Origin of the sequence: Streptomyces sp. NPDC019531, from assembly GCF_044903305.1 — a bacterium.
GTDB lineage: Bacteria > Actinomycetota > Actinomycetes > Streptomycetales > Streptomycetaceae > Streptomyces.
Genome location: NZ_JBJDQL010000002.1, coordinates 315,443 through 338,629, shown reverse-complemented (window position 1 = coordinate 338,629; position 23,187 = coordinate 315,443). Strand labels below are relative to the sequence as shown.

Below are 23,187 nucleotides of genomic sequence, written 5' to 3'. Positions count from 1 at the left end.
ACAGTCGGAGGAGGAGAGAAAGTGGCAACACCCCCAGGTGGTTCATCTGGCAATTGGTCGTACGGCCCTGGCCAGGGTCAGAACGACGGTTCCCAGAACCCGAACCGCTACAACTTCCCCTCCGCACCCAGCCAGCGGCGTCAGCAGCCGTATGCACCCCAGGGCCCGCAGGGTCCCGGGCCGTCGCCGTACGACCAGCCGCCGGCCCCGCGCATCCAGCCCGTGCAGCCGCAGCGACGCTCTGAGCCGGCGCCCGCGGGGGCGTCGAACAACCCCTTGGTGCGTCCGTACGCCATGACCGGCGGCCGGACTCGCCCGCGCTACCAGCTCGCCATCGAGGCGCTGGTGCACACCACCGCGCAGCCGCACCAGATGCAGGGCCAGCTGCCCGAGCATCAGCGGATCTGCAACCTCTGCCGGGAAATCAAGTCGGTCGCCGAAATCTCCGCGCTTCTGACGATTCCTCTCGGCGTGGCCAGGATCCTCGTCGCCGACTTGGCGGAGGCGGGCCTGGTCGCCATCCATCAGCCCGGCGGCGACGAGAACGCCGGCGGCCAGCCAGACGTGACACTGCTCGAAAGGGTGCTCAGTGGACTTCGCAAGCTCTAGCGGCGGTCCTTCCCGCTCCACCACCTCGGCGAAGATCGTGGTGGCGGGTGGCTTCGGCGTGGGCAAGACCACGTTCGTCGGGGCCGTCTCGGAGATCAACCCGCTGCGTACCGAGGCCGTGATGACGTCCGCTTCGGCGGGCATCGACGACCTCACCCACACCGGGGACAAGACGACCACCACGGTCGCCATGGACTTCGGCCGCATCACCCTGGACCAGGACCTGATCCTGTACCTCTTCGGTACCCCCGGTCAGGACCGCTTCTGGTTCATGTGGGACGACCTGGTCCGCGGCGCCATCGGCGCGATCGTCCTCGTCGACACCCGCCGTCTCGCCGACTGCTTCCCCGCGGTCGACTACTTCGAGAACTCGGGTCTCCCCTTCGTCATAGCCCTCAACGGCTTCGACGGCCAGCAGCCGTACAACCCGGACGAGGTGCGCGAGGCGCTCCAGATCGGCCCGGACACCCCGATCATCACGACGGACGCCCGCCACCGGGCGGACGCGAAGTCGGCGCTGATCACGCTGGTGGAGCATGCGCTGATGGCGCGGCTGCGGTAGCTTTTTCGGGTTCTTTCACGGCCCTCGTTCCTCCTGTGGGAGGGGCGGGGGCCGTGAGTCGTTCGGTGGAGGGGGTACGGAAGTGAGCGCTGAGGCGACCGCGTTACGGCTAGGTACGACCGTGGCCCGGGCAGCGGCCCAGGCCTGGCTCGGCGGGAGGCGCCGGGAACAGGAGCGCCGGCTGGGCATGGCCGAGCTGATCCGGCTGCGGGTGCCGGGAATGCGGTTGCAACGAAGCGTGGAGCGGCAGTTCGAGGAGATCGCGGACGCCGTGTTCGACCGGCTGGCGCCGTTTCTGGAGCGGGAGTTCCGGGGGCTGGAGGAGAACGGCCGGCAGGCGGTGCTGGACGGGGTGTGCGACACCTTCGCCCGGGCCGACCTCTCGGATGAGGCGGTGCTGGCGGCGGACGCGAATCCGGCCGAGGTCGTCCGGCGGATCACCGGGGCGGTGCGGGCTCCGGTGGGTTTGAGCGAGGCCGAGTCCCGACTGTACGAGGTGCTGTTCGCGGAATGCTGCGAGTACTACGTACGGATCGTGCGCGGGCTGCCGGTGTTCGAGGAACGCGCGCTGACGGAGCTGCTGGCACGGACCACGTCGCTGGGTGCCGAGATCGCCCGGGTGTTGGAGCGGTTGCCGGACCGGTCGTTGTTCGCACCGGAGGGGACGGACCAGGACGGGGAGTTCCGGCGGCGGTATCTGGAACTGGTCAGTACGTCGCTGGACGAGGTGGAGCTGTTCCGCCGTACGTCCGACCGAGCGATGGCTCAGGCGCGGTTGTCGGTGGCGTATGTGAGCCTGCGGGCGACAGTCGACGACGGCAACAGGAGAAGGACCGGAGAGCGCGTTCTGCCCCTCCTGCGGCCCGATATGAGCGACTGGGAGGAGGCTGCGGGCGAAGGCGCCGGGAGGCGTGTCGAGTCCGCTCTCCAGGGCTCCAGACGGATCCTGCTGCGAGGCGAGGCGGGCTCCGGCAAGACGACTCTGCTGCGGTGGCTGGCGGTGACAGCGGCACGAGGCGCCTTCTCCGGTCGGCTGGCCGGTTGGAATGGGCTCACCCCTATATTCGTGAAACTGCGGGAGTACAGCGGCCGGCCCCTCCCGTCTCCGGCGGAGATGCCGGACTCGGTGGCCGGGCTCATCACAGGGGTGATGCCGAGGGCCTGGGTGGAACGGCAGCTGGCGCACGGCACGGTCCTGATGCTCATCGACGGCGTGGACGAACTGCTCGACGGCGAGCGCAGGAGCGTACGGGAATGGCTGCGAAAGCTGCTCACCGCGTACCCGGACGTACGGGCGGTCGTCACCTCGCGGCCCGCGGCGGCCGGCGCCGACTGGCTACGACGCGAGAAGTTCACGGCCCTACAACTGGACCGGATGACCCCGCCCGACCTGGCCGCGTTCGTACGGCAGTGGCACCTGGCGGTACGGGAGCTGGGCGACGCGTTGCCGTGCCAGGTGGAGGAACTCCCGCGGTACGAACAGTCGCTGCTGAGCAGCCTGAAGGACCGACCGCATCTGCAGTCGCTGGCGGGGACACCGCTGCTGGCGTCCATGATCTGTGCAATGCACCTCACCCGGGGCAGTCAACTCCCCCGGGACCGGATGGAGCTGTACCGGAGCGCCCTGCACACACTGGTCCACGATCGGGACGCGGACCGCAACGTCCCCAGCGCCGTGGACAGCCGGCTGAGTCTCGGCGACAAGCTGGTGCTGCTGCGGGACCTGGCGTGGCGGCTGTCGGACAACAACCGCAGCGAGATTTCGCTGGAGCAGGCTGGGACGTATGTCGGCCGCAAACTGGCGGGCATGAGGCATGTGGAGCAGCAGGACAGCGTCCTGGTCGTGGAGCGCTTGCGCGGTCGCTCCGGGGTGCTGCGCTCCCCTGCCGAGGGTCGTCTGGACTTCGTCCACCGGACGTTCCAGGAGTACCTCGCCGCAGAGGAGGCCACCGAGGAGGACCGGATCGGCAACCTCGTCGGTCGGGCACACCTGGACATCTGGCGAGAAACGATCGTCATGGCGGCCGGGCACGCCAACCGTCCGCAGCGTGAGGAACTGCTGGGCGGCATCCTGGACCGGGCGCGGGAGGAGCCTCGGCACGCCCGACGGCTACGGCTGCTGGCGGCGGCCTGTCAGGAGACGTTGCCGGAGGTCTCCGGCGAGTTGGCAGAGCGGTTGGATACCGCGGTGGACAAGCTGCTGCCCGCCCAGCGCCCGACCGATCCGCAGACTCTGGCCGCCGTGGGCACCAGTCTGTTGCGGAAGCTGCCGAAATCGCTCGGCGAGCTGACCGAGAAGGCCGCGGGACAGACCGTGCGCACAGTGGCGTTGATCGGCGGTGAGGAGGCGTTGTCCCTGCTGGCGGGGTACGCGGCCGATCCGCGGGCGACCGTGATCACGGCGCTCGTCGAGTCCTGGGCGTACTTCGACGCGGACGGGTACGCGGACCAGGTCCTGGCTGGGCTTCCGCTGCAGAATCGGATGGTCGCCCTGACCCATCCGGGGCAGTGGAACGCCGCTACCCGGTTGAGGTCCATCAACTCGCTGAAAATCGACTATCCGCTTCAGGACTTCGCTGCGCTGAGCGAACTTCCGGCGCTGAAAGACCTCGTCGTGGGCGGCCGCGTGGACACGACCGATCTCACCGCGCTCCGGGCCCATCCGGGGCTGCGCTTCCTCAGTCTGAGAGGCGACGGGCCGCTGAAGCAGTTGGAAGCACTAGGCGAGCTCCAGCAGCTGAGCTACCTCAGCCTCTGGTTGGCGGATGGGGCGGATCTGAGAGAGCTGAGCCTGGCACCGAGCGTCTCGATGCTCTCGCTCGTCCGCCTGGACGCCTCCACACGCCTGCACGGGCTCGCCCACTGCCCGGGTCTCAGGGACCTGGATCTGTGGGCCTTCAGGAGTTGCCTGCCCCTGGGCGTCGGAGTGGTGGGAAGCCTCCCCCTGCTGGCCCATCTGAGCCTTGACCGCATCGACCTGGCCGCCTGGATGAGGACGGCGGAGTTCCCGCCCCCGGCCCTCACACGGCTCGAACTGCAGCACTGCGACCTTCCCGAGGAACCGGGCGCCCTGGAATTCCCCGGCGTCGAAGTCACCTTCCGCAAACAGCGGACGGCCCCGCCCTCCCCTAGGAGAACAAGGCCGTAGACGCTGAAGAAGTCAGTGCCAGCTGTGCGGTGCCCGGAAGCCGCCCTCGCGCTCCAGGCGGCGCCAGCCGGCCTTGGGGCGGCCTCGGTGGGCCGGGGTCTCGGAGGGCTGGGCTGCCGCGCGGGCCAGGAGGATCGCCGTGATGGCGGCGACTTCCTCGGGCTCGGCGTGGCCCTTCTCGACGCGGATGTCAGGGGTGCTCATAGGTCACAGTCTCCGTGAGAGAGGTTTCCGCGGGGTTACTGCGGAGGGTTGCCGTGCTTACGGGAGGGCAGGTCGGCGTGCTTGGACTGGAGCATCGCGAGAGACCTGATCAGGACCTCGCGGGTCTCCACCGGGTCGATGACGTCGTCGACCAGGCCGCGCTCGGCCGCGTAGTACGGGTGCATGAGCTCGGACTTGTACTCCTTGACCATGCGGGCCCGCATGGCCTCGGGGTCCTCGGCCCCGGCGATCTGCCGCCGGAAGATGACGCCTGCGGCACCTTCGGCACCCATCACAGCGATCTCGTTCGTCGGCCACGCGAAGGTGAGGTCCGCACCGATGGACTGGCTGTCCATGACGATGTAGGCCCCGCCGTACGCCTTGCGCAGGATCAGGGAGATCCTCGGCACGGTGGCGTTGCAGTAGGCGTACAGCAGCTTCGCGCCATGGCGGATGATTCCGCCGTGCTCCTGGTCGACGCCCGGGAGGAACCCGGGGACGTCCAGGAAAGTGACGATCGGGATGTTGAAAGCGTCACACATCTGAACAAAGCGCGCAGCTTTTTCCGACGCCTCGATGTCCAGGACGCCCGCGAGCGTGGAGGGCTGGTTCGCCACGATGCCGACCACCTGGCCGTCCAGGCGGGCCAGCGCGCAGATGATGTTGCGGGCCCAGCGCTCGTGGACCTCCAGGTAGTCGCCGTCGTCGACGATCTCCTCGATGACCTTGGCCATGTCGTACGGACGGTTGCCGTCCGCCGGGACCAGGTCCAACAGCACGTCACCGCGCCGGTCGGCGGCGTCCGTGGACTCCACCCGGGGCGGGTTCTCCCGGTTGTTCTGCGGGAGCATCGACAGCAGGTAGCGCACCTCTGCGAGGCACGTCTCCTCGTCGTCGTAGGCGAAGTGGCAGACACCGGAGGTCTCGGCGTGCACGTCGGCGCCGCCCAGGCCGTTCTGCGTGATCTCCTCGCCCGTCACCGCCTTCACCACGTCCGGTCCCGTGATGAACATCTGGGAGGTCTCGCGGACCATGAAGACGAAGTCGGTCAGGGCGGGGCTGTAGGCCGCGCCGCCGGCGCACGGGCCGAGCATCACCGAGATCTGCGGGATGACCCCGGAGGCCTTGGTGTTGCGCTGGAAGATGCCGCCGTAGCCCGCCAGGGCCGAGACGCCCTCCTGGATGCGGGCGCCAGCGCCGTCGTTCAGGGACACCAGGGGCGCCCCGGCCGCGATGGCCATGTCCATGATCTTGTGGATCTTCGTGGCGTGGGCCTCGCCCAGCGCGCCGCCGAAGATACGGAAGTCATGGGCGTAGACGAAGACCGTACGGCCCTCCACCGTGCCCCAGCCGGTGACCACACCGTCGGTGTACGGCTTCTTGGCCTCCAGGCCGAACCCGGTCGCCCGGTGCCGGCGCAACTGCTCGACCTCCTGGAAGGAACCCGGGTCGAGGAGCAGCTCGATGCGCTCCCGTGCGGTCAGCTTGCCCTTGGCGTGCTGCGCCTCGGTCGCCTTCTCGCCGGGGCCGGCCAGGGCCGTGGCACGGATCTCGTGCAGCTCGGCCACTCGTCCGCGCGCGTCCGTGGGCTCAGCCGTCGACTCACCCGGCGCCTCATCCAAAACGGTCATGTAGCGACCTTACGAAGACCCGCGAGGAATGCGAGCCGTTGACTCCGTACAGTCTCCGGCCCGTTTTCCTGGTGCCACTGAACAGAACCCTGGGGGCATGCAGGCGTTCCGACTGCTCAGAGGGCCCGCCGCTTGTAGGGGTCGTACAAAGTCAGGGTGTGAGAGCCACCTCACATTCATGTGGGGCACATGCCATCCCCGGAGTGACACGCAGGTGCAGCAGGCGGCCCGTGGCCAGCACCTCGACCGTGTCGTCGGCGCGTACGACCGAGCGCACCGGACGGCTCCAGACGATCTCCAGGGGTTCGCCCGTACGGGGTGGCTCGGGCTCGTCGACGCACAGCGTAGGTGCACGAGGCGCCCACGGGGTCGGCGCCTCTGCGGGTGGGGTGCGTGGGGGCTCTGCACCTGCGGCTTCACACAGGGGCACCTGCCACCACAGAGTCACCACGCCAACACTTTGCGGATGATGTTGAAAGTTGAACGGAATAGGTCTACGGTCGTCCGTGTTGAGTAGTTCAAGCTTCAACATCCTCACTCGAAGGAGTCTTGTCATGGCGAACACCGACCTGACCGCACTGACCGGCGACTACACGATCGACACGGCCCACTCCACCATCGGCTTCACCGTGCGGCACGCCATGGTCACCAACGTCAAGGGCAAATTCGTCGACTTCAGCGGCTCGCTGCACCTGGACGGCGGCGACCCGTCCGCGTCGACGGCCAGCATCGACGTCAAGATGGACAGCGTCGACACCGGGTCCGCGGACCGTGACGGGCACCTCAAGAGCGCGGACTTCTTCAAGATCGAGGAGTTCCCGACCATGACGTTCCGCTCCACCAAGGCGGAGGCGCTCGGGGACGAGGACTACCGCATCACCGGCGACCTGACGATCCTCGGCACCACCAAGCCGCTCACCATCGACCTCGAGTTCAACGGCGCCGCGAAGGACCCCTTCGGCAACGAGCGCGTGGGCTTCGAGGGCAAGGCGGAGATCAAGCGCTCCGAGTGGGGCCTGACCTGGAACGCGGCCCTGGAGACGGGCGGCGTCCTGGTCTCCGACAAGATCAAGCTGAACTTCGACATCTCCGCGATCAAGAACGCGTGAGCCTGCCGCTACGGCGCCGGTGAGTCCCTCGACTCACCGGCGCTTTCGCAACTCCGCGAGGGTCGAGGCGACTTGAGCGGTCCGACGCCGGGGGGTGCGAGCCCGCAGGAGGCCGAGCATCGTGAGACAGCGGTCGGTCCTGTCGAGCGCCTCGAAGACCGCCCTGGCCCACGGGTTCCGCTCCAGCACCGCGATCAGCTCCGCCGGAACCGCCGCTTCGCCGTGCGACTCGTACGCCGTTTCCCGTCGCCCGTCGCCCGTCGCCCGTCGGCCCAGGACAGCCTCCGTCCTACTCTGGGGCCGCCGGAGCCGAAGACGAAGGGGCTGTTGTTGTCAGTTCGATCGCCGGCATAGGACTCCCGTCCGTCCTGCGAACCGTGCACACGACGATGTGCGTCCCCGTTCTCCAGTGCCCCTCGCTTGTCCAGGAGGCGACTGTGAAGGTCGTCGGGTCGAAACCGTAATCCCTGGGGGGCACTTCACGCGCGCAGGCCGCGTCCGACCTGGTGCGTGCCTCTGCAAGGGAGACATCGTCACCCAGTCGGGTGAATCCCAGCACCTGCTCGTCGTGCGGTCCTGCGCAGGAGGCCAGCCGAGCGCCCCTGCTCGAAAGCACGTCGAGGCAGTCATCTCGCTGCATCGTCGCCGTGTCCGTGAAAGCGGAGCCGATCTTCCGATGGACATCGAGCGGCCCGTACACGGGACCGTGAGCGCCCAGCACCAGGCAGGCGGTACGACGGCCGGCCGCCTGGAAACTCTCCGGGGTCGGTACGAGGGCGAAGCTGCGTACGTCGGCGAGCTTCTCCCTGACCTCCTTGGTCCGCTGCTCGCACTGTTCGGGCCCCTCTCCCTCGGCCTGCGCAGCGTTCGCGGCGGGAACCACCGCGATGACCTGACCGTCGGGCGACCCAGCGCACGTGGGGTCCACCGTCACCTGCGGAACACCCTCGAAGCGCGCGGCCCCGGGCCAGTCGGCCATCACGCAGTCACCGACCTCGAGCGGTTCGGCAACGGTGACGACCGAGCCCAGCTCCTTCGCGGCCGACGGCCCCGACTCCGGTCGCCCCTGTGCCAGCACGGTCGCCCAGAAGCCGACAAGAAGGCCTCCCACGCCCAGCGCTCCCGCCAGCACGCCGACCAGCAGATGGAGCCGGCCGTTTGTCCGGGCCGGAGCGAGTGCGGGCGCCGGGAGGAGTTCGCCACGGGCTTCGCCGTTCGGCCGCGCGCGGAGGGCGGCGAGCGTCAGTTGCGGCACGAACAGCGGTTGGCGGCACTCGACGTCCGACCAGCCTTCCTCGCCGTCAGTATCCGGCCGGGACACCGGCGAAGGCCTGTCGAAGCCGTTCACCGCGCTCGCCAAAGGCACGCTTTCCATGCTGCGGGACACCGCGACGCGCTCCAGGGAAACGCCCAGCAAACCCGCCATCACTCGCCGGTGCAGTGGATAGTCCCCGAAGCGCGGGGCGGGAAGCGGCGCCTGGACCTCTGCCGTCGCGGAGACTCCGAAGAGCAGCATCATGACGCGCCGCCACAGGGCGGCCCTCACTGCCCGCCTCCGTGTCCTGTGGCCTCCAGCGGGGCCTCGCCCGGCGCGGTCCCGCCGCCGACAGGCGCCGGCGCAGAACCGGCGACGAACTGCGCGACCTGCGGTACGGCACCCAGGGTGGCCAGTACGGCCGGTGCACAGACGCCGAGTGCCACGGCCGCATAGGCTCCGCTGATCTGTCCGCTCGCTCCGAAGAGCAGGGCCGTGGTGGCACCAATGGACGCCCGCACGACAGCGAGGCATGCGTGAGCCGACAGGTCCACGAACTGCCGTAGCGCCGGAGGCTTCGCGCGGCGGCGACCGGTGGGGGTGCGGCGGGCGGCCTGCCACTGTGCACAGCCGCGGAAGACTGCCAGCAGTTCGACGCTCAGCCCCCCTCCCGCGCCCAACAGTCCGAACTGCCACCAGTTCATCGCAACCCCCGTCACCAACAGGCGCGCTGGTCTCGCACGACCTGAGTAGCCATCCAGCATCCCGACTCGGTGGGGCGCACGGGAGACGTCCCCGTACGAGACAGGACAATTACGCTGGACAGTGCGGCATTTGCAGTAGTCCGGTGGTGGCCGATTCGTGACGACGTAACCGACGGCCCCCGACCACGACCGTCACCTTGGCTGAATCACCCCCCTTGTGCGCGACTTCACAGGGTTCGCATAATCCATCAACAGATTTGACCGGCCCATGTCAGAACTTGGGCATTTTTTGGTGCGCCCGATTGGCATGCGCTCGTCAAGGAACCCCCCACCCTGGAAGGCATCACCTTGAAGAAACTTGTCACGGCCCTCAAGAGATGTCTGGCGGTCGGAGCCGCCGCGCTCGCGATCGCCAGTCTCCAGCCCCTCTCGTCCGCCCAGGCCGCCCCCGCGCCCGTCGTCGGCGGAACCCGTGCCGCACAGGGCGAGTTCCCGTTCATGGTGCGGCTCTCCATGGGCTGCGGCGGGGCGCTGTACACCCAGCAGATCGTGCTCACCGCCGCGCACTGTGTGAACGGGACCGGCGCGAACACCAGCATCACCGCCACCGCCGGGGTCGTGGACCTGCAGTCCACCACCGGGCGGGTGCAGGTCAAGTCGACGTACGTGTACCGGGCGCCCGGCTACAACGGGAACGGCAAGGACTGGGCGCTCATCAAGCTGGCCGCGCCGATCAATCTGCCCACGCTGAAGATCGCGACGACGACGCAGTACAACACCGGTACCTTCACGATCGCCGGGTGGGGTTCGGCCAGCGAGGGCGGGGCCCAGCAGCGGTATCTGCTGAAGGCGACCGTGCCGTTCGTGAGTGACGCGACCTGCCGGTCCTACAGCGGGTACAGCGGGCTGGTCGCGAGCGACGAGATCTGTGCCGGGTACGCGTCCGGTGGGGTCGACACCTGTCAGGGGGACTCCGGTGGGCCGATGTTCCGGCGGGACTCCGCGAACGCGTGGGTTCAGGTCGGCATCGTGAGCTGGGGCATCGGGTGTGCCCGGCCCAACGCGCCCGGGGTGTACTCCGAGGTGTCCACGTTCGCCTCGGCGATCGCTTCCGCGGCGGCCTCACTGTGAGGTGAGGGGCTTTTCGTAGTCGTACGGTCTTCCGCGGGTCCGGTGCCCTGTGCGCCGGGCCTGCGGTTTTCGCCCCCGCCGCCCCTACCCGTCCCGTCCTCCAGGGGGCGCTGCCCCCTTTGACCCCCGTTTCGGGGGCCGGCCCCCGGACCCCCGCTCCTCAAACGCCGGAGGGGCTGAAATACCTCAGAACCCGCCGCCCCCGAAGTCCCCTCCCCCGCCGAAATCGCCGCCGCCTCCGAAGTCCCCGAAGTCCCCCGCGCTGAAGTCCGCCCCGGACAGGTCGCCGCCCTCATAGCCGCCGGTGCCGAAATCGCCGTAACCGGAGCCGTAGTCGGCCGCGTACGCGGGCGTGGACATCATGCTGCCGAGGAGCGTGCCGAAGAGGAGGCCGGGGAGGATGCCGCCGCCGAAGTAGCCGCCGGCCCAGGGGCCGTAGGCCGGGCCCGCGTCCCAGTAGGGGCGGCGGCCCTGGTCGGTGTCGACCTCGCGCATCACCGGGTCGCGGCCGTCGGCAAGGCGGGTCGCGTCGGCGGCGCAGACCGGGACCTCGCGCGCAGCGCCGCCCGGCGGGGTCCAGGTGGCGTCGGTGGCGGAGGGGCCGTGGCGGGGGTCGAAGAAGCAGGGGACCCGGCGCTCCGGGAGGGGGCGGCCCTCGCGGCGGGCGGCGAGCTGGGCGAGGGAGAAGCGGCCGTCCTCCAGCGCCTGGGTGACCGCCCGTACGTCCTCGGGTCTGGTCGCGGACGCCATGAGCGACTTCGCCTGCTCGTACGCGTCGAGGGCACGCTCGTAGTCCGCGCGCATCGCGTCGTCGGCGCCCTTCTCTGCCGGGTGGAAGTCCAGACGGTCCAGTTCCTCGCCGAAGGCCGTGATGTCCTCGTCCACCACCACCCTCAGCTTCTCCAGCGCGGCCCGCTGCTCCTCGGCGTGCCGGCGCCGGTTGCGCCGCACCAGCGTGTACGCCCCCGCGCCACCGGCCACGAGCACCACGCCGACCGTGATCAGTGCCGTGGACGAGACCCCGCCGCCGTCGTCCGCGGACCGCCACGTCGACGGGGCCGAGCCGCCCATGTTGGTGAGCGCGGCGGCGGTGAAGTCGGTCAGCTGGGCGCGGGTGTCCTCGCCCTTCACGGTGGTCACCAGGTTCCGTACGGCCGCGCCCGGCAGGACCGCGGAGTCGGCGCGGGCGTCGAAGGCGTCGCCCAGGCGGACCGCGTACAGGCCGGTGATGCCGGTCGCGGTGCGCAGTTTCGTGAAGAGGTCCTGCTTCGGGAAGTCGGCGGGCAACACCGCGACGAACAGCGGCCTGTCCGCCTTCCTGATCCGGTCCGCCAGGGCGTCCGCATCCTTGGCGGACAGCTGTGCCGCGGCGGCCGGATCGACGTACACGGGGTTGTTCCGGAGGGCCTGGCCGATCGCCGAGACGCTCGTGGCGGTCGGCGCGGCGGCCGTCGTGGCGGTGGCGGGCGGGGCGCCCACCGACAGGACGGCCAGGGCCGCGACCACCAGGGCGAGAAGCAGCCCCGGAAGGCTTCGGGTCCGTACGACGGCCTGCGCGTCGGCCTTCATATCTCGACGCTACCCGAAGCCTCCCGGAAACGACCCTCGGCAGGCCTCTCAGGCGGCTCTGTACGCCTCCGTCAGCTTCGCCACCGCCTCTCCGTAGCGGCCGGTCAGCAGCAGGTGATCGGCGTCGGCGAAGGGCTTCGCGAAGGCCGCGCTGATGTCCTTCTGCTGGACGATCAGCCGGGCCTTCGTGACGAGCGCGCGGCCCGTCGCGTCGGCGCCGGCCCGTTCGGCGGCCCTGGCCGCGGCACCGAGTGCCTTGAGCGTGGCCGTCCCGCCGTCGGGGACCTTGGTGAGCGTCGTCAGGCCCCAGCCGTACGGGAACTGCGGGTCGTATGTCGGGTCGCCGACGTTGATCGGCAGCTGGGCCTCCGACCTGGGCCAGGTGACGGGGAGTTGGCCGGTGAAGGCGCGTTTGCCGTACAGGACGTCGGCGACCCCGTCGCCCTCCGTGCCGGGCAGCCAGGAGGCGACCAGGGCGTCGATCCCGCCGAGCCGGTCGCCGATCAGCTGTGGGCGCCCGGAGACGATCAGCACCGCGCACTTCATGGCCGCGCACACCTTGTCGACGGCTGCCTGGTCGGCGGCGGACAGCTGGAGGTCGTGGCCGTTGCCGACATCGCCGACGCCCTCGGCGTACGGGGTCTCGCCGACGACGACCACGCCGACGTCGTAACCGCTCGTCGGCTCGGACGCGTCCTTGGAGTACGTCAGCGACGAGGAGTTCTTCCGCATCGCCTCCAGGATCGTGGTGCCGGGGGTGATGTCGCCGGAGGAGCCCTGCCAGGTGACGGTCCAGCCGCCGCTCTGGTTGCCGATGTCGTCGGCGTTGGACCCGGCGACGTACACCTTCTGCGACTTCTTCAGCGGCAGGACTCCGCCGCTGTTCTTCAGCAGCACCTGCGACTCGGCGGCCGCCTTGCGCGCCACGGCCCGGTGCCCGGCGGAACCGATCTTCGAGGCGCCGCTCGTGTCGGCGTACGGCTTCTCGAAGAGCCCCAGCTTGAACTTCTGCGTGAGGATGCGCGATACGGCGTCGTCGACCCGCTTCTCGCTGACGCGCCCGGCCCGCACCTCCGTCACGAGCGCGGTGCGGAAGTCCCTGTAGGCGTACGGGGCCATGACCATGTCGACGCCCGCGTTGACGGAGGTACGGACGTCACTGGCGTAGTCGCCGGGGATCTGGTCGATGCCGTTCCAGTCGCTGATGACGAACCCGTCGAAGCCCAGGCGTTGTTTGAGCACGCCAGTGATCATGTCGGCGCGGGCGTGCATCTTGACCGGGCCGAGGCCGTCGCCGACCACGTCGAGCGAGGAGTACGACGGCATGACCGTGCCCACGCCACGGTCCACGGCGGTCCTGTACGGCGCCAGGTGGACGGCTTCGAGCTGCTGCCGGGTGACCGTGGTGACGCCCTGGTCGATGGTGTAGGTGCCGGTGGTGGAGGAGCCGTACGCGGTGCCGCCGTCCCCGACGAAGTGCTTGGCGGTGGCAAGGACCTTGTCGTCGCGGCTCAGGTCCTTTCCGCTGCGGGCTCCTTGGAGGCCCTGGATGACGGTCTCCATGGACTCGACGAGGGCCGGGTCCTCGCCGAAGGACTCGTAGGAACGGCCCCAGCGTTCGTCGCGGGTGACGCAGAGACAGGGGGCGAAGTCCCAGGGGACGCCGGTGGCCCGGACCTCTGCGGCGGTCACCGCGCCTGTCTGCTGGGCGAGTTGAGGGTCGCGGGTGGCCCCGATGCCGATGTTGTGCGGCATGACCGTGGCGCCGACCAGGTTGTTGTGACCGTGCACGGCGTCGACACCGTAGATGAGGGGGATCTGGAACCGGGTTGCCTGCGCCCGGAGTTGGAAGGAGTCGATCATCTTCGCCCAGGCCTCCGCGGTGTTGGGCGTGGGGGTGGAGCCGCCGCCGGACAGGAGCGAGCCGAGGTCGTACGCGGCGACGTCGGCCCCGGTGCCCACGGCGCCGCGCTCGGCCTGGGTCATCTGGCCGGCCTTCTCCTCCAGGGACATCCGGGACAGGAGATCGGCGACGCGCCGCTTCACCGGCAACTTGTCGTCGAGATACGGCAGTCCGTGCGCGTCGATGACGACCTGCGGGGTCTCGGACGGGGCCTTGGCGCCGGTGACGGTGAGCTTGAGGGGGATGGTCTCGGCGTTCTCCGCGGCGGTCCTGTCCTTGAGGGTGGCGACCCGGAGGGTACGGGTGGTGCCGGAGGCGGTGCCCGCGGGGAAGGTGAACTCGCCCTTGAGAGGGGTGTAGTCGGTGTCCGAGGCCGTGCCTCCGGCCGTCTCGTAGGCGACCGTCACGGGCTCGTCGATCGGGGCGGAGCCGGTGGTCGCGACGGTGACCTCGACCGTCGCGGTCCTGCCTTGCGCGACCGGGTAGACGGCGGAGTCGGTGGTGACGTTCGCGCGCAGCGACTGGTCGGCCTTGCCGTACAACTCGACGCCGTCCATGGCGAATCGACCGGGTGCGCCGACGGGGAGCGTGACGGCGTACCCCCACATCTGCGTCAGCCCGAGGACGTGGTCGATGCCGCCGACGGGCTGGTAGTCGGTGCGGTAGGCGAAGTCGGTGAAGGGGATCTCGATCTGTTTCCAGCCCGTGAAGTCGTCGGTGAAGGAGGTCGTCCACAGCTCGGAGGCCTCGCCGTTGGCGCCGCCGTCCTTGAGCTCGAAGGCGATCTTCTTACCGTTGTCCTGTCCTTCCCACCAGAAGCGGATGCCCTTGTGGGCGGACCAGTCGTGGGCGGGTTCGGCGAAGGCGAAGTCGTGCGTGAAGCCGCCGTAGCCGCTGATGTCGTAGGTACCGGTGAGGACCTGGTCGCCCTCGGGGGCGTCATCCCGGGGACCGAGCCCGAGCGTTGGCGGGTCGTCGGTGTCGCTGCCCCAGGTGAAGAGGCCGTTCTCCGGCGGACTCGCGAAGGGGACCTCGCCTTCGAAGCGGTCGACGGGGACCGGGGGCGGATCGTCGGCGGCCCGGGCAACGGCCAGGGGCAGCAAGGAGGTGAGCAACGCGGCGGAGACGAGCAGGGCGGTTCTTCGCATGGACCTTCCCTCGGCTCTCAGGTTTCACACAGGACTTATCTCACGGCGTGAGTGAACTGACAGCTCGTGCATCCGTCAAGACGCCACGTCGGTCATCGCGTCCCGGAGACGTTGTGGGACCGCGACGCGATCGGTGCGCAACGGTGGTCGTACGGCGACGCTTTTGTTGATGTGCTGGGGCGATGAGACGGGGTGTCATCGCGGTGGCCGGTGCGGTCGTCGCCGTAGGGCTGCTGAGTGGATGCGGGGCGGAGATCCTGCCGCTGGTCGCGGTGCGGGCGGACGGCGCGGGTGCGGTGGAGGCCGTGTTGCGGCCGTGCGGGGACGATCTCGTGCGGGGGCCCTCGCTGATCGGTGTGCCCACCGGTGAGGAGGAGTCCGAGCGGAACGTGTCCGGCTGGGAGGCGTCGGGCAGTCGGCGGCCCGTCGACGCCGAGTTCCCGCTGTTCTCCCCGCCCGCGAACTGGCATGTCCTTCCGGTGGGCGAACAGCGGCTGTTGCCCGGCCACACCTATCAACTCGCCTTCGGGAAGGACGAGTACAACTACGAGTACACCGGCATCGTCACCTTCACGGCGACCGATCTCGCCGCCCTGGAACCCGGTCAGGTCTGGGCCGACGGCCGGGCGATGAGCCTCGGCGAGTTCGAGGAGCTCGCCGAGGGTTCGTGCTGAGGACTCGTGCCGAGGACTCGTGCCGGGTGCGGCCGCTCGGTCAGTCCGTCGGCGCCCTGATCACGAAGTCGCACCACACGACCTTGCCCGGGTCCCGCTCCCGCACACCCCAGTCGTCGGCCAGCGCGGCCACGAGCAGGAGTCCGCGGCCGTGTTCCGACTCGGGCGTCGTGTCCGGGGTGCGGATCTCGCCCGGGCCGCTGTCGTGGACCTCTACATGCAGGACTCCGTCGGTGGTGAGGTCGAGGTCGAGTCGGAAGCAGCGGTTGGGCGGAACGCCGTGCAGGAGGGCGTTGGTGGCGAGTTCGCTGACGCAGAGGAGGACGTCGTCACTCCGCTCGGTCACGCCCCAGTCTGCGAGGGTGAGGCGCGTCAGATCTCTGGCCACGGCTACTGACCTGCGGTCGCGGGGGTAGAGGGCGGTGCGGGCGCGGAGGAGCTGGGCTTGAGGGTTCACGGGGCGACTGTCACAGGGAGTGACTATCGTGGGGCAGTGAGTGAGGTCGTAGTTCTGATTACTACGACCTCACTACGAGGACTTGGGGTGTGCGCGGGGGAAGGGGACGACCATGTCGAAGAAGGTCGGTTCGTGGCAGGCGGTCGGCGCACTCGTGGCGCACTTTCGGAAACAGGCCCATCTGACGCAGGAACAGTTCGCCGAGTCGGCGAGCATCCATGTCGACACGGTGAGGTCGATCGAGCAGGGGCGACTGGCACTCCAGCCGGACCGGGCGGAACAGTTCGACGAACTGCTGGACACGAAGGGGGCGTTGGCGCTGCTCGTGGAGCGGATGCCGGTGCGGGAGAAGGTGGTGCAGTTCGCGCAGTCGTTGGTGGATCATGAGCAGGAGGCGGTCAGTTTCTTGTCGTACGAGACTCAGTTGGTTCCGGGGCTGCTCCAGACCAAGGACTACTGCCGCGCCACCTTTGACTCCCGCTATCCCGCGCTCGGCACCGAGACGGCCGAGCAATGGGTGAACGCGCGCATGGAGCGGCAGTTGCTCTGGCAGCGGGACCGGCCGCCCGTGGGGCACTTCATCCTGGAGGAGAGCATTCTGCGGCGGCAGGTCGGCAGCCCTCAGGTAATGCGTGATCAGTTCTGCCAGATCCTGGAGTACACCGAGCCGCTCCACATGAGCTTTCAGATCATGCCCATGGACCGCATGCCGCACGCCGGTCTCGCCGGCCCCATGACACTGCTGGAGACGCCCAGGGACGAACGCCTCATCTACCTGGAAGTACAGCGCGCCAGCTTCCTCATCGAGGATCCTGACGAGGTCCGCGACTATCACCACAAGTATGGAATGCTGCGGTCACAGGCTCTCTCGCCCGACGAGAGCGTGCGCTACCTGCACGAACTGCTAGGAGACCGATGAGCACCGCACTTCACTGGTTCAAGTCCAGCTACAGCAGCAACGAAGGCGGCAACTGCATCGAGATCGCCACCCAGCCGTCCGCCATCCACATCCGCGACTCCAAGAACACCGGCCCCAACCTCACCGTCACCCCACGCACGTGGACCGGCTTCCTCGGTCTCGCGCGGGAGAGTCTCTCCGACTAGGGGCAGCCGATGGCCAACGGGGGATACAACTGGAGCGGTGACGGCGAGCGGGATGTCTACAAGGCCGCCGTTCTCGCCTGTCTCGACAACGCAAGACTCCGCGAACTGCTCACCCGGCGACCGTGGGTCACGGACGACGCCGCAGCGGAGGCGATGTGTTCCGCGCCGTACGTCCGCGACGCGCTGGGCCGCAACGGGCGGCGGCGGATGCACCTGTGGTACCGGATCTTCCGCTGGAAGAGCGACCCGTACCGCTGGGCGATGCCCACGCCGACTCTGCGTGAGTTCTGGGACTCACGGGGCTTCGGGCTCTGGTGGAAGTGGGGGCTCGCGGCTGTCTTCGGAGCAGGGCTGGCGGGAAACACACCCGTCCGCTGGTACGTCCTCGTCGCCGAGGTCCTCGTCCTGCTCGGTGTGCCGCTGCTCAGCTTCGCGCACCGCGTGGACCGGGCTCTGCCCGCCGTGGGTCCGCCTGCGCCACGGCGTTCCGCCGCCCGTGTCGTGCTGCTGGCCCCCGTCATCTTTCCACTGTGGTTCCTTGAGCGGGCCACCGAGCTGCTGTGGCTGAGGGAGCTGCAGCGCAACGAGCTCGGCAAGGTCGTGGAGAGAGCCGTCGAGGACCTGATCGGCGACGACCTCGGCACTCTTCTCCTGCCCAGCAGTCACGACGGACTGAGCTCCCCACGACAGCGCGAGTATTTCGTCGACAACCGCTCGGCGGAGGAACTGGCCCGCAAGATGGACCAGTTGGACGGCGGCACGATCGCCGTCAGCGGGCCACGCGGGGTGGGCAAGACCACGCTCATGGAACACGGTGTGGAGGAGCGGGACTTCGCGGTCTCCGCACACGCCCCGGCCACCTACGCCCCGCACGAGTTCCTGACCTCGCTGTTCGTCCGTGTCTGCCAGGTCTACATCGTCAGGGCGGGCTATGAGGCGCCGGAGTTCGTCAGGCTGTCGTATCTGCACAGCGCGGCACGACGGGTGGTGCGGCCGCTGAGGCGTCTGGCCCGGTGGCTCGCGTTCGCCGTCCCCGCGGGCGTACTCGTCACGCTTGGCCTGTTCGCCTCGGAACGCTCCTTCGAGAGCGAGCACGGCGCCTGGTTACGGCGGCACTTCGACTCCATGTGGGACCGGGGCACCGCGTTCGTCGGAGACGTCCTCGGGGGACGGGATCCGGAAGCCGCCCTGGCCCTGGTGCTGGCCGGCATGCTCATCTGGATTCTGCGCCGCCAAAGGCACGTCTTCCGACTGGTGACAAAGCCCGCCGACTTCCTGTGGGACCTCGCCCTCATCGCGATGTTCACGGGCCCTTTCATCTCGCTCCCCTTCGATCCCGGCATCCGCCACCACGTCGCGGCGGTCCTCTACTGGCCCGTGATCCTGCCCCTGCTCGTCTTCTTCATCTGGAGCCGGTACGACAACCCCACGCTGGGCCCGACCCTGCACGTCGGGCCGTGGAGCCTGGACAGAAAACGCATCTTCAAGCCCCTGACCACGCTGTTCGCCTTCGCCGGCGTGGGCCTGCTCGCCGCCGTCGACTCAACCCGCCCCCTTGTCACCGACAGCGAGAACCCGCTCCGTATCAGCGTGCTCATACTCGCCGTGTTCTTCAACGCGCTCGACGACCGCCCCTGGGCGTTCCTGCGCTCGACCCCGAAGCTCGTCGTCGACTGCCGCAACCACCTCTACCGGCTCCAGACCGTCCAGAGCGCGACCGCCGCCCTGACGTCGGGCGCCACCCAACTCCTGACTCTCGGAACCTCGCACACCACCGGACTGACCTCCGTGCCGCCCAACTATCCGGCCCTGGTCGGCGAGTTCAGAACACTGCTCTCCGCGATCGCGGAGGAGGAGCACGGCAAGGGCAACCGCGTCGTCATCGCCATCGACGAAGTCGACCGCCTCGGGACCGACACCCAGGCCCTCGCCTTCCTCCGCGAGATCAAGGCGATCCTCGGTGTACCCCACGTCCACTACCTGATCTCCGTCGCCGAGGACGTCGGCGCGGCCTTCGTCCGGCGCGGGCTGCCGAGCCGCGATGTGACGGACAGTTCCCTGGACGACGTTCTGCACATGCGCCGGTGCACGCTCGCCGAGTCCGAGGCGATCCTCAAGAAACGCGCACCCGGCATCGGCGAGCCGTACGCCCTCCTCGCCCACGCCCTGTCCGGCGGTCTCCCCCGCGACCTGATCCGCTACGGTCGCCGCCTCCTGGAGATCCGGCTGGCCACGGAACGTTACGAACTGTCGGACGTGGCGCTGACGTTGATCATCGAGGAGCTGTCGGAGACCCTCGCCGGGTTCCGGACGCTCCTCGCCAAGCAGCAGTGGACACCGCAGACGCAGGGCGTGCTGACGTCCTTCCGCGTCCTGGGCGCGCACCTGAGGGGCGCCTGCCCCTGCCCGGAGCCGGTGGACCAACTGCGCGGCGCCCTAAAGCACTTCGTGGCGTACGAGGTGACCGGCCTGCCCGACGAGTCCCGCGCGCTGATCGACGAAGCCGCCGCCTATGCCTATCTCTCCCTCACCCTGCTGGACATCTTCGGCGGACCGGGCTTCAGCCGGCGCCGAGGGGAGGCGCTCCTGCGGTCCCCCGACGGGAACCCCGACCTGCTGGCCGAGGCCCGCCAGGAACTCGCCGTGTCTCCCTACAGCGTGCGGCCCCTCGTGGAGGGCATACGCCGGGCCTGGCAGCTGGAGGCGGTGTCCGCCCAGGGACCGCACACGACGGTGGTGATCCCACCGCCCCGCAGCGCCGCGTGCGTGGGGAATCACTGAGAGGCGCTGTTACTCCGCCGGCTCGACGCCTGCGCGCAGCAGACCGTACGTGTACGCGTCCTCCAGGGCCTGCCAGGACGCCGCGATCACGTTCTCCGCGACGCCGACCGTGGACCACTCGCCGGAGCCGTCCGACGTGGAGATGAGGACGCGGGTGGTGGACTGGGTGCCGTGGACGCCCTCCAGGATGCGGACCTTGTAGTCGACGAGGTCCAGCTTGGCGAGCTGGGGGTAGATCTTCTCCAGGGCCACGCGCAGGGCGCGGTCCAGGGCGTTGACGGGGCCGTTGCCCTCCGCCGTGGCGACGATGCGCTCGCCCTTGGCGAAGAGCTTGACCGTGGCCTCGTTGGCGTGGGTGCCGTCGGGGCGGTCCTCGACGATCGCGCGCCAGGACTCGACGGAGAAGTACTTGAGGGGCTGGCCCTCGACCTCGCCCCGCAGCAACAGCTCGAACGAGGCGTCCGCGGCCTCGTACGTGTAGCCCTTGAGCTCGCGTTCCTTGACGCGCCCCACCACCCGGCCGACCAGTTCGCGGTCGCCGCCGAGGTCGATGCCGAGTTCCTTGCCCTTGAGCTCGATCGAGGCGCGGCCCGCCATGTCGGAGACCAGCATCCGCATGGTGTTGCCGACCGTCTCGGGGTCGATGTGCTGGTAGAGGTCCGGGTCGACCTTGATCGCGGAGGCGTGCAGGCCGGCCTTGTGGGCGAAGGCCGAGACGCCGACGTAGGGCTGGTGGGTGGAGGGGGTCAGGTTCACCACCTCGGCGATGGCGTGCGAGATCCTCGTCATCTCACGGAGCTTGCCCTCCGGCAGGACCTTCTTGCCGTACTTCAGCTCCAGGGCCGCCACCACCGGGAACAGGTTGGCGTTGCCGACCCGCTCGCCGTAGCCGTTCGCCGTGCACTGGACGTGGGTCGCGCCCGCGTCGACGGCGGCCAGGGTGTTCGCCACCGCACAGCCCGTGTCGTCCTGGGTGTGGATGCCGAGCCGGGCGCCGGTGTCGGCCAGCACGGTCGACACCACGGCCTGGATCTGCGCCGGGAGCATGCCGCCGTTGGTGTCGCAGAGGATCACGACGGAGGCGCCGGCCTCGGAGGCGGTCCGTACGACGGCCTTCGCGTACTCCGGGTTGGCGCGGTAGCCGTCGAAGAAGTGCTCGCAGTCGACGAAGACCCGGCGGCCCTGCGACACCAGGTACGACACCGTGTCGCGGACCATCTCCAGGTTCTCGTCCAACGTCGTCCTGAGCGCCAGCTCGACGTGGCGGTCGTGCGACTTGGCGACCAGGGTGATCACCTCGGTGCCCGCCTCCAGGAGGGCCTTGACCTGCGGGTCCTCGGACGCCTTGGCGCCGGCGCGGCGGGTCGCGCCGAAGGCGACCAGCTGGGCGTGCTTGAAGTCGATCTCCTGGCGGGCGCGGGCGAAGAACTCGGTGTCCCGCGGGTTGGCGCCGGGCCAGCCGCCCTCGATGAAGCCCACGCCGAAGTCGTCCAGGTGCCGTGCGATGGTCAGCTTGTCCGCGACGGTGAGGTTGATGCCCTCCCGCTGGGCGCCGTCGCGCAGGGTGGTGTCGAAGACGTGGAACTGATCGTCGAGTTCGCTGGTTGCGGTCATGGTCTCAAGGCTCCTGAGGATTGGATCTCGGTCGTACCGGAATGACCGGCTCCACCGCCCCCACATACTCCCTCGCGCTCTCGCCTCCGGCTGCGGGTGGGCCAGAAAAGCGAAAAACCTCTCGCGGGTGCGAGAGGTCTGCGCGCGGGTCGAGGACGACGGTGTCCGCCCGTACCTGGTCGTACGTGGCGGTCACTGCGGACCGGCGCGCCTGCTGCCAATAATCATGGCGAACGAGAGCACGGGGGCATTTTGGCACAACCCCCGTGCCTCGCTCACGGTTGTCTCAGGATTCGGTCGATCACTTCAGGTGACGGACGTAGACGTGGGTGGCGAAGTCGGTCTGCCCGGCGTCCTCGGGCACGAGGTCGTTGGCCCAGCTGCTGAAGGCGACCGTACGGCCGTGCCGGTCGATCACCGGGAAGTTCACCCCGTAGTCACCGACCGGGCCGCCCTGCACCGAGGGGCTGGCGAGCACCGTGCGACCGGTGCGCAGGTCGCGCACATACGCCTGGCGGGTGTGGTCGGGGTCCGCGTCCGCGATGTAGACGAGGTGCCGGCTGTCCGCGCCGATCTGCGGGTACGCGGTGTAGCCGGCCGGGTCGGCGGCGTCGATCCGGCGCACCTGTCCCGTCTTCAGGTCCCGCACGAAGACGTTGTCCCCCTCGTTGGTGTCGTCCGGCGTCAGCTGTGAGTCGAGCGAGTTGAAGACCATGTACCGGCCGTCGGCACTGATCTGCGGGAACTCGGTCTGCGCATCCGAGAGCTTGTCGTCGGGTGCCTTGTCCGCCTGGATCAGCCCGCCGGTTCGCACATCACGGACGTAGGCGTCGCTCCAGTCCCCCCGGGTGGGGTACGGCACGAAGAACTGGTAGCCGACCCGGCTGCCGTCCGCGCTGATGGACGGTTTGGTGGCTGAGGACTTCCAGGCGCCCTCGCCCGGTACCTGGCTGATGCGGACCCGCTCACCGGTGACGCGGTCGAGGCGGTAGATCCGGGTCGACCGGTCGCCCGCGGGGCCGTCGAAGCCGGTCTGCAGAGCGGCGAAGGCCACGTAGCGGCCGTCGGCGCTGAGGGCGGGCTGGCTCGCGGCCGTGTATCCGGCGTCCGGGTCGACGGCGTCGTCGACCCGCTGGACGGAACCGGTCTTCAGGTCCTTGATCCAGATGTGGTTGTCGGCGGTGTCGTGGGTCGGGTTGGTGCTGTACGCCAGGTAGTGGCCGTTCGCGCTCAGCGAGACATCCCCGACGTTGCCGCCCCCGTCGGTGCTCGCCAGGCGGGTGGTGCCGGTCTTCAGGTCGCGTACGAAGGCGTCCGAGGTGCCGTTGGTGTCGCCCGCGACCAGGTTGTCGGCGGCGGAGACGAAGGCCACGTAACGGCCGTTCGCGCTCAGGGACTGGCCGCCGGCGGAGGCGTTGCCCTCCGTGCCGTCCGGAGCCACGCTCGCCTTCTCGGTGTACGGGGCCTTGGGTGCGGCGCTCGCCGTGGGCGCGGTGAGCGCCACCGTGGCGAGGGCCGTGGCGGTGGCGATGGCCGCCAGGAGCGTTCTGCCGTGCATGGTTGTTCCCCCGTTGTCGTTGTCGC

At 69.3% G+C, this 23,187-nt stretch carries 19 protein-coding genes; 9 read left to right on the top strand and 10 right to left on the bottom strand.

Annotated elements, in window-relative coordinates; translation table 11 throughout:
• The first annotated feature begins 21 nt into the window (after window positions 1-21).
• From ACI2L1_RS03650 to ACI2L1_RS03640, 3 genes are all read left to right on the top strand, one after another.
• Complete coding sequence (locus tag ACI2L1_RS03650) at window positions 22-609, top strand: DUF742 domain-containing protein (RefSeq protein WP_164429757.1); 588 nt, start codon at window positions 22-24, stop codon at window positions 607-609.
• A complete protein-coding gene (locus tag ACI2L1_RS03645) occupies window positions 590-1,171 on the top strand; it encodes an ATP/GTP-binding protein (protein ID WP_009314218.1) in 582 nt (193 codons plus the stop codon). Before ACI2L1_RS03650 ends, ACI2L1_RS03645 begins: the two co-directional genes overlap by 20 nt.
• Before the next feature lie 82 nt (window positions 1,172-1,253).
• A complete protein-coding gene (locus ACI2L1_RS03640) occupies window positions 1,254-4,319 on the top strand; it encodes an NACHT domain-containing protein (protein WP_404737672.1) in 3,066 nt (1,021 codons plus the stop codon).
• A 12-nt stretch (window positions 4,320-4,331) separates the two neighbouring features.
• Here the strand turns inward: ACI2L1_RS03640 and ACI2L1_RS03635 are convergent, their stop codons facing one another.
• Window positions 4,332-4,523, bottom strand: a complete 192-nt coding sequence (locus ACI2L1_RS03635) for an acyl-CoA carboxylase subunit epsilon (protein ID WP_020121024.1) — start codon at window positions 4,521-4,523, stop codon at window positions 4,332-4,334.
• 35 nt (window positions 4,524-4,558) lie between these two features.
• Window positions 4,559-6,154 carry an acyl-CoA carboxylase subunit beta gene (locus ACI2L1_RS03630; protein ID WP_404737671.1) on the bottom strand — a complete coding sequence of 532 codons (1,596 nt, stop codon included), beginning with the start codon at window positions 6,152-6,154 and terminating at the stop codon, window positions 4,559-4,561.
• 554 nt (window positions 6,155-6,708) lie between these two features.
• Between ACI2L1_RS03630 and ACI2L1_RS03625 the strand changes: the two genes are divergently transcribed.
• Entirely contained in the window at window positions 6,709-7,263 is a 555-nt protein-coding gene (locus tag ACI2L1_RS03625; RefSeq protein WP_404737670.1) for a YceI family protein, read from the top strand.
• A 33-nt stretch (window positions 7,264-7,296) separates the two neighbouring features.
• Here ACI2L1_RS03625 and ACI2L1_RS03620 read toward each other — a convergent pair whose 3' ends face one another.
• The 3 genes from ACI2L1_RS03620 to ACI2L1_RS03610 are packed head-to-tail and all read right to left on the bottom strand — an operon-like array spanning window position 7,297 to window position 9,222.
• Window positions 7,297-7,539 carry a YdeI/OmpD-associated family protein gene (locus tag ACI2L1_RS03620; RefSeq protein ID WP_404737754.1) on the bottom strand — a complete coding sequence of 81 codons (243 nt, stop codon included), beginning with the start codon at window positions 7,537-7,539 and terminating at the stop codon, window positions 7,297-7,299.
• A 13-nt stretch (window positions 7,540-7,552) separates the two neighbouring features.
• Window positions 7,553-8,809 (bottom strand): septum formation family protein, encoded by a 1,257-nt coding sequence (locus ACI2L1_RS03615; RefSeq protein WP_404737669.1) that lies wholly within the window; start codon window positions 8,807-8,809, stop codon window positions 7,553-7,555.
• A complete protein-coding gene (locus ACI2L1_RS03610; protein ID WP_404737668.1) occupies window positions 8,806-9,222 on the bottom strand; it encodes a hypothetical protein in 417 nt (138 codons plus the stop codon). The genes ACI2L1_RS03615 and ACI2L1_RS03610 overlap by 4 nt, the downstream gene beginning before the upstream one ends.
• A 348-nt stretch (window positions 9,223-9,570) precedes the next feature.
• On the opposite strand from ACI2L1_RS03610, the gene ACI2L1_RS03605 reads away from it, so the two are divergent.
• Window positions 9,571-10,353, top strand: coding sequence for a serine protease (locus tag ACI2L1_RS03605; RefSeq protein WP_404737667.1), 783 nt, complete (start codon window positions 9,571-9,573; stop codon window positions 10,351-10,353).
• A 186-nt stretch (window positions 10,354-10,539) separates the two neighbouring features.
• Here the strand turns inward: ACI2L1_RS03605 and ACI2L1_RS03600 are convergent, their stop codons facing one another.
• The gene (locus ACI2L1_RS03600) at window positions 10,540-11,922 is read right to left on the bottom strand and encodes a hypothetical protein (protein ID WP_404737666.1); all 1,383 of its coding nucleotides are present in this window, start codon (window positions 11,920-11,922) and stop codon (window positions 10,540-10,542) included.
• 48 nt (window positions 11,923-11,970) lie between these two features.
• Window positions 11,971-14,973: a glycoside hydrolase family 3 protein gene (locus tag ACI2L1_RS03595; RefSeq protein ID WP_404737665.1), complete on the bottom strand. Its 3,003-nt coding sequence runs from the start codon at window positions 14,971-14,973 to the stop codon at window positions 11,971-11,973.
• Between the two features lie 182 nt (window positions 14,974-15,155).
• Between ACI2L1_RS03595 and ACI2L1_RS03590 the strand changes: the two genes are divergently transcribed.
• Window positions 15,156-15,647: a hypothetical protein gene (locus tag ACI2L1_RS03590; RefSeq protein WP_404737664.1), complete on the top strand. Its 492-nt coding sequence runs from the start codon at window positions 15,156-15,158 to the stop codon at window positions 15,645-15,647.
• A 40-nt stretch (window positions 15,648-15,687) separates the two neighbouring features.
• Here the strand turns inward: ACI2L1_RS03590 and ACI2L1_RS03585 are convergent, their stop codons facing one another.
• Entirely contained in the window at window positions 15,688-16,104 is a 417-nt protein-coding gene (locus tag ACI2L1_RS03585) for an ATP-binding protein (protein WP_404737663.1), read from the bottom strand.
• A 112-nt stretch (window positions 16,105-16,216) separates the two neighbouring features.
• Here ACI2L1_RS03585 and ACI2L1_RS03580 point away from each other — a divergent pair, with 112 nt between their 5' ends.
• From ACI2L1_RS03580 to ACI2L1_RS03570, 3 genes are read left to right on the top strand one after another with little or no spacing between them, the layout of a single operon-like run.
• Entirely contained in the window at window positions 16,217-17,023 is an 807-nt protein-coding gene (locus ACI2L1_RS03580; RefSeq protein WP_404737662.1) for a Scr1 family TA system antitoxin-like transcriptional regulator, read from the top strand.
• Window positions 17,020-17,208 (top strand): DUF397 domain-containing protein, encoded by a 189-nt coding sequence (locus tag ACI2L1_RS03575; RefSeq protein ID WP_404737661.1) that lies wholly within the window; start codon window positions 17,020-17,022, stop codon window positions 17,206-17,208. The genes ACI2L1_RS03580 and ACI2L1_RS03575 overlap by 4 nt, the downstream gene beginning before the upstream one ends.
• A 9-nt stretch (window positions 17,209-17,217) precedes the next feature.
• On the top strand, window positions 17,218-19,989 hold the full coding sequence (locus tag ACI2L1_RS03570; protein WP_404737660.1) for a hypothetical protein: 2,772 nt from the start codon (window positions 17,218-17,220) through the stop codon (window positions 19,987-19,989).
• A gap of 9 nt (window positions 19,990-19,998) precedes the next feature.
• On the opposite strand, the gene cimA is transcribed toward ACI2L1_RS03570, so the two are convergent.
• Window positions 19,999-21,603 carry a citramalate synthase gene (cimA, locus tag ACI2L1_RS03565; protein ID WP_404737659.1) on the bottom strand — a complete coding sequence of 535 codons (1,605 nt, stop codon included), beginning with the start codon at window positions 21,601-21,603 and terminating at the stop codon, window positions 19,999-20,001.
• A gap of 301 nt (window positions 21,604-21,904) precedes the next feature.
• Window positions 21,905-23,161: a TolB family protein gene (locus ACI2L1_RS03560; protein WP_404737658.1), complete on the bottom strand. Its 1,257-nt coding sequence runs from the start codon at window positions 23,159-23,161 to the stop codon at window positions 21,905-21,907.
• Window positions 23,162-23,187 lie beyond the last annotated feature (26 nt).

Excerpts from the sequence above, each read along its gene's own strand:
- ACI2L1_RS03625 (WP_404737670.1), top strand. The coding sequence starts at position 6,709 with ATGGCGAACACCGACCTGACCGCACTGACCGGCGACTACACGATCGAC.
- cimA (WP_404737659.1), bottom strand. The coding sequence starts at position 21,603 with ATGACCGCAACCAGCGAACTCGACGATCAGTTCCACGTCTTCGACACC.
- ACI2L1_RS03570 (WP_404737660.1), top strand. The coding sequence starts at position 17,218 with ATGGCCAACGGGGGATACAACTGGAGCGGTGACGGCGAGCGGGATGTC.
- ACI2L1_RS03580 (WP_404737662.1), top strand. The coding sequence starts at position 16,217 with ATGTCGAAGAAGGTCGGTTCGTGGCAGGCGGTCGGCGCACTCGTGGCG.
- ACI2L1_RS03600 (WP_404737666.1), bottom strand. The coding sequence starts at position 11,922 with ATGAAGGCCGACGCGCAGGCCGTCGTACGGACCCGAAGCCTTCCGGGG.
- ACI2L1_RS03630 (WP_404737671.1), bottom strand. The coding sequence starts at position 6,154 with ATGACCGTTTTGGATGAGGCGCCGGGTGAGTCGACGGCTGAGCCCACG.
- ACI2L1_RS03560 (WP_404737658.1), bottom strand. The coding sequence starts at position 23,161 with ATGCACGGCAGAACGCTCCTGGCGGCCATCGCCACCGCCACGGCCCTC.
- ACI2L1_RS03595 (WP_404737665.1), bottom strand. The coding sequence starts at position 14,973 with ATGCGAAGAACCGCCCTGCTCGTCTCCGCCGCGTTGCTCACCTCCTTG.
- ACI2L1_RS03635 (WP_020121024.1), bottom strand. The coding sequence starts at position 4,523 with ATGAGCACCCCTGACATCCGCGTCGAGAAGGGCCACGCCGAGCCCGAG.
- ACI2L1_RS03610 (WP_404737668.1), bottom strand. The coding sequence starts at position 9,222 with ATGAACTGGTGGCAGTTCGGACTGTTGGGCGCGGGAGGGGGGCTGAGC.
- ACI2L1_RS03590 (WP_404737664.1), top strand. The coding sequence starts at position 15,156 with ATGAGACGGGGTGTCATCGCGGTGGCCGGTGCGGTCGTCGCCGTAGGG.
- ACI2L1_RS03575 (WP_404737661.1), top strand. The coding sequence starts at position 17,020 with ATGAGCACCGCACTTCACTGGTTCAAGTCCAGCTACAGCAGCAACGAA.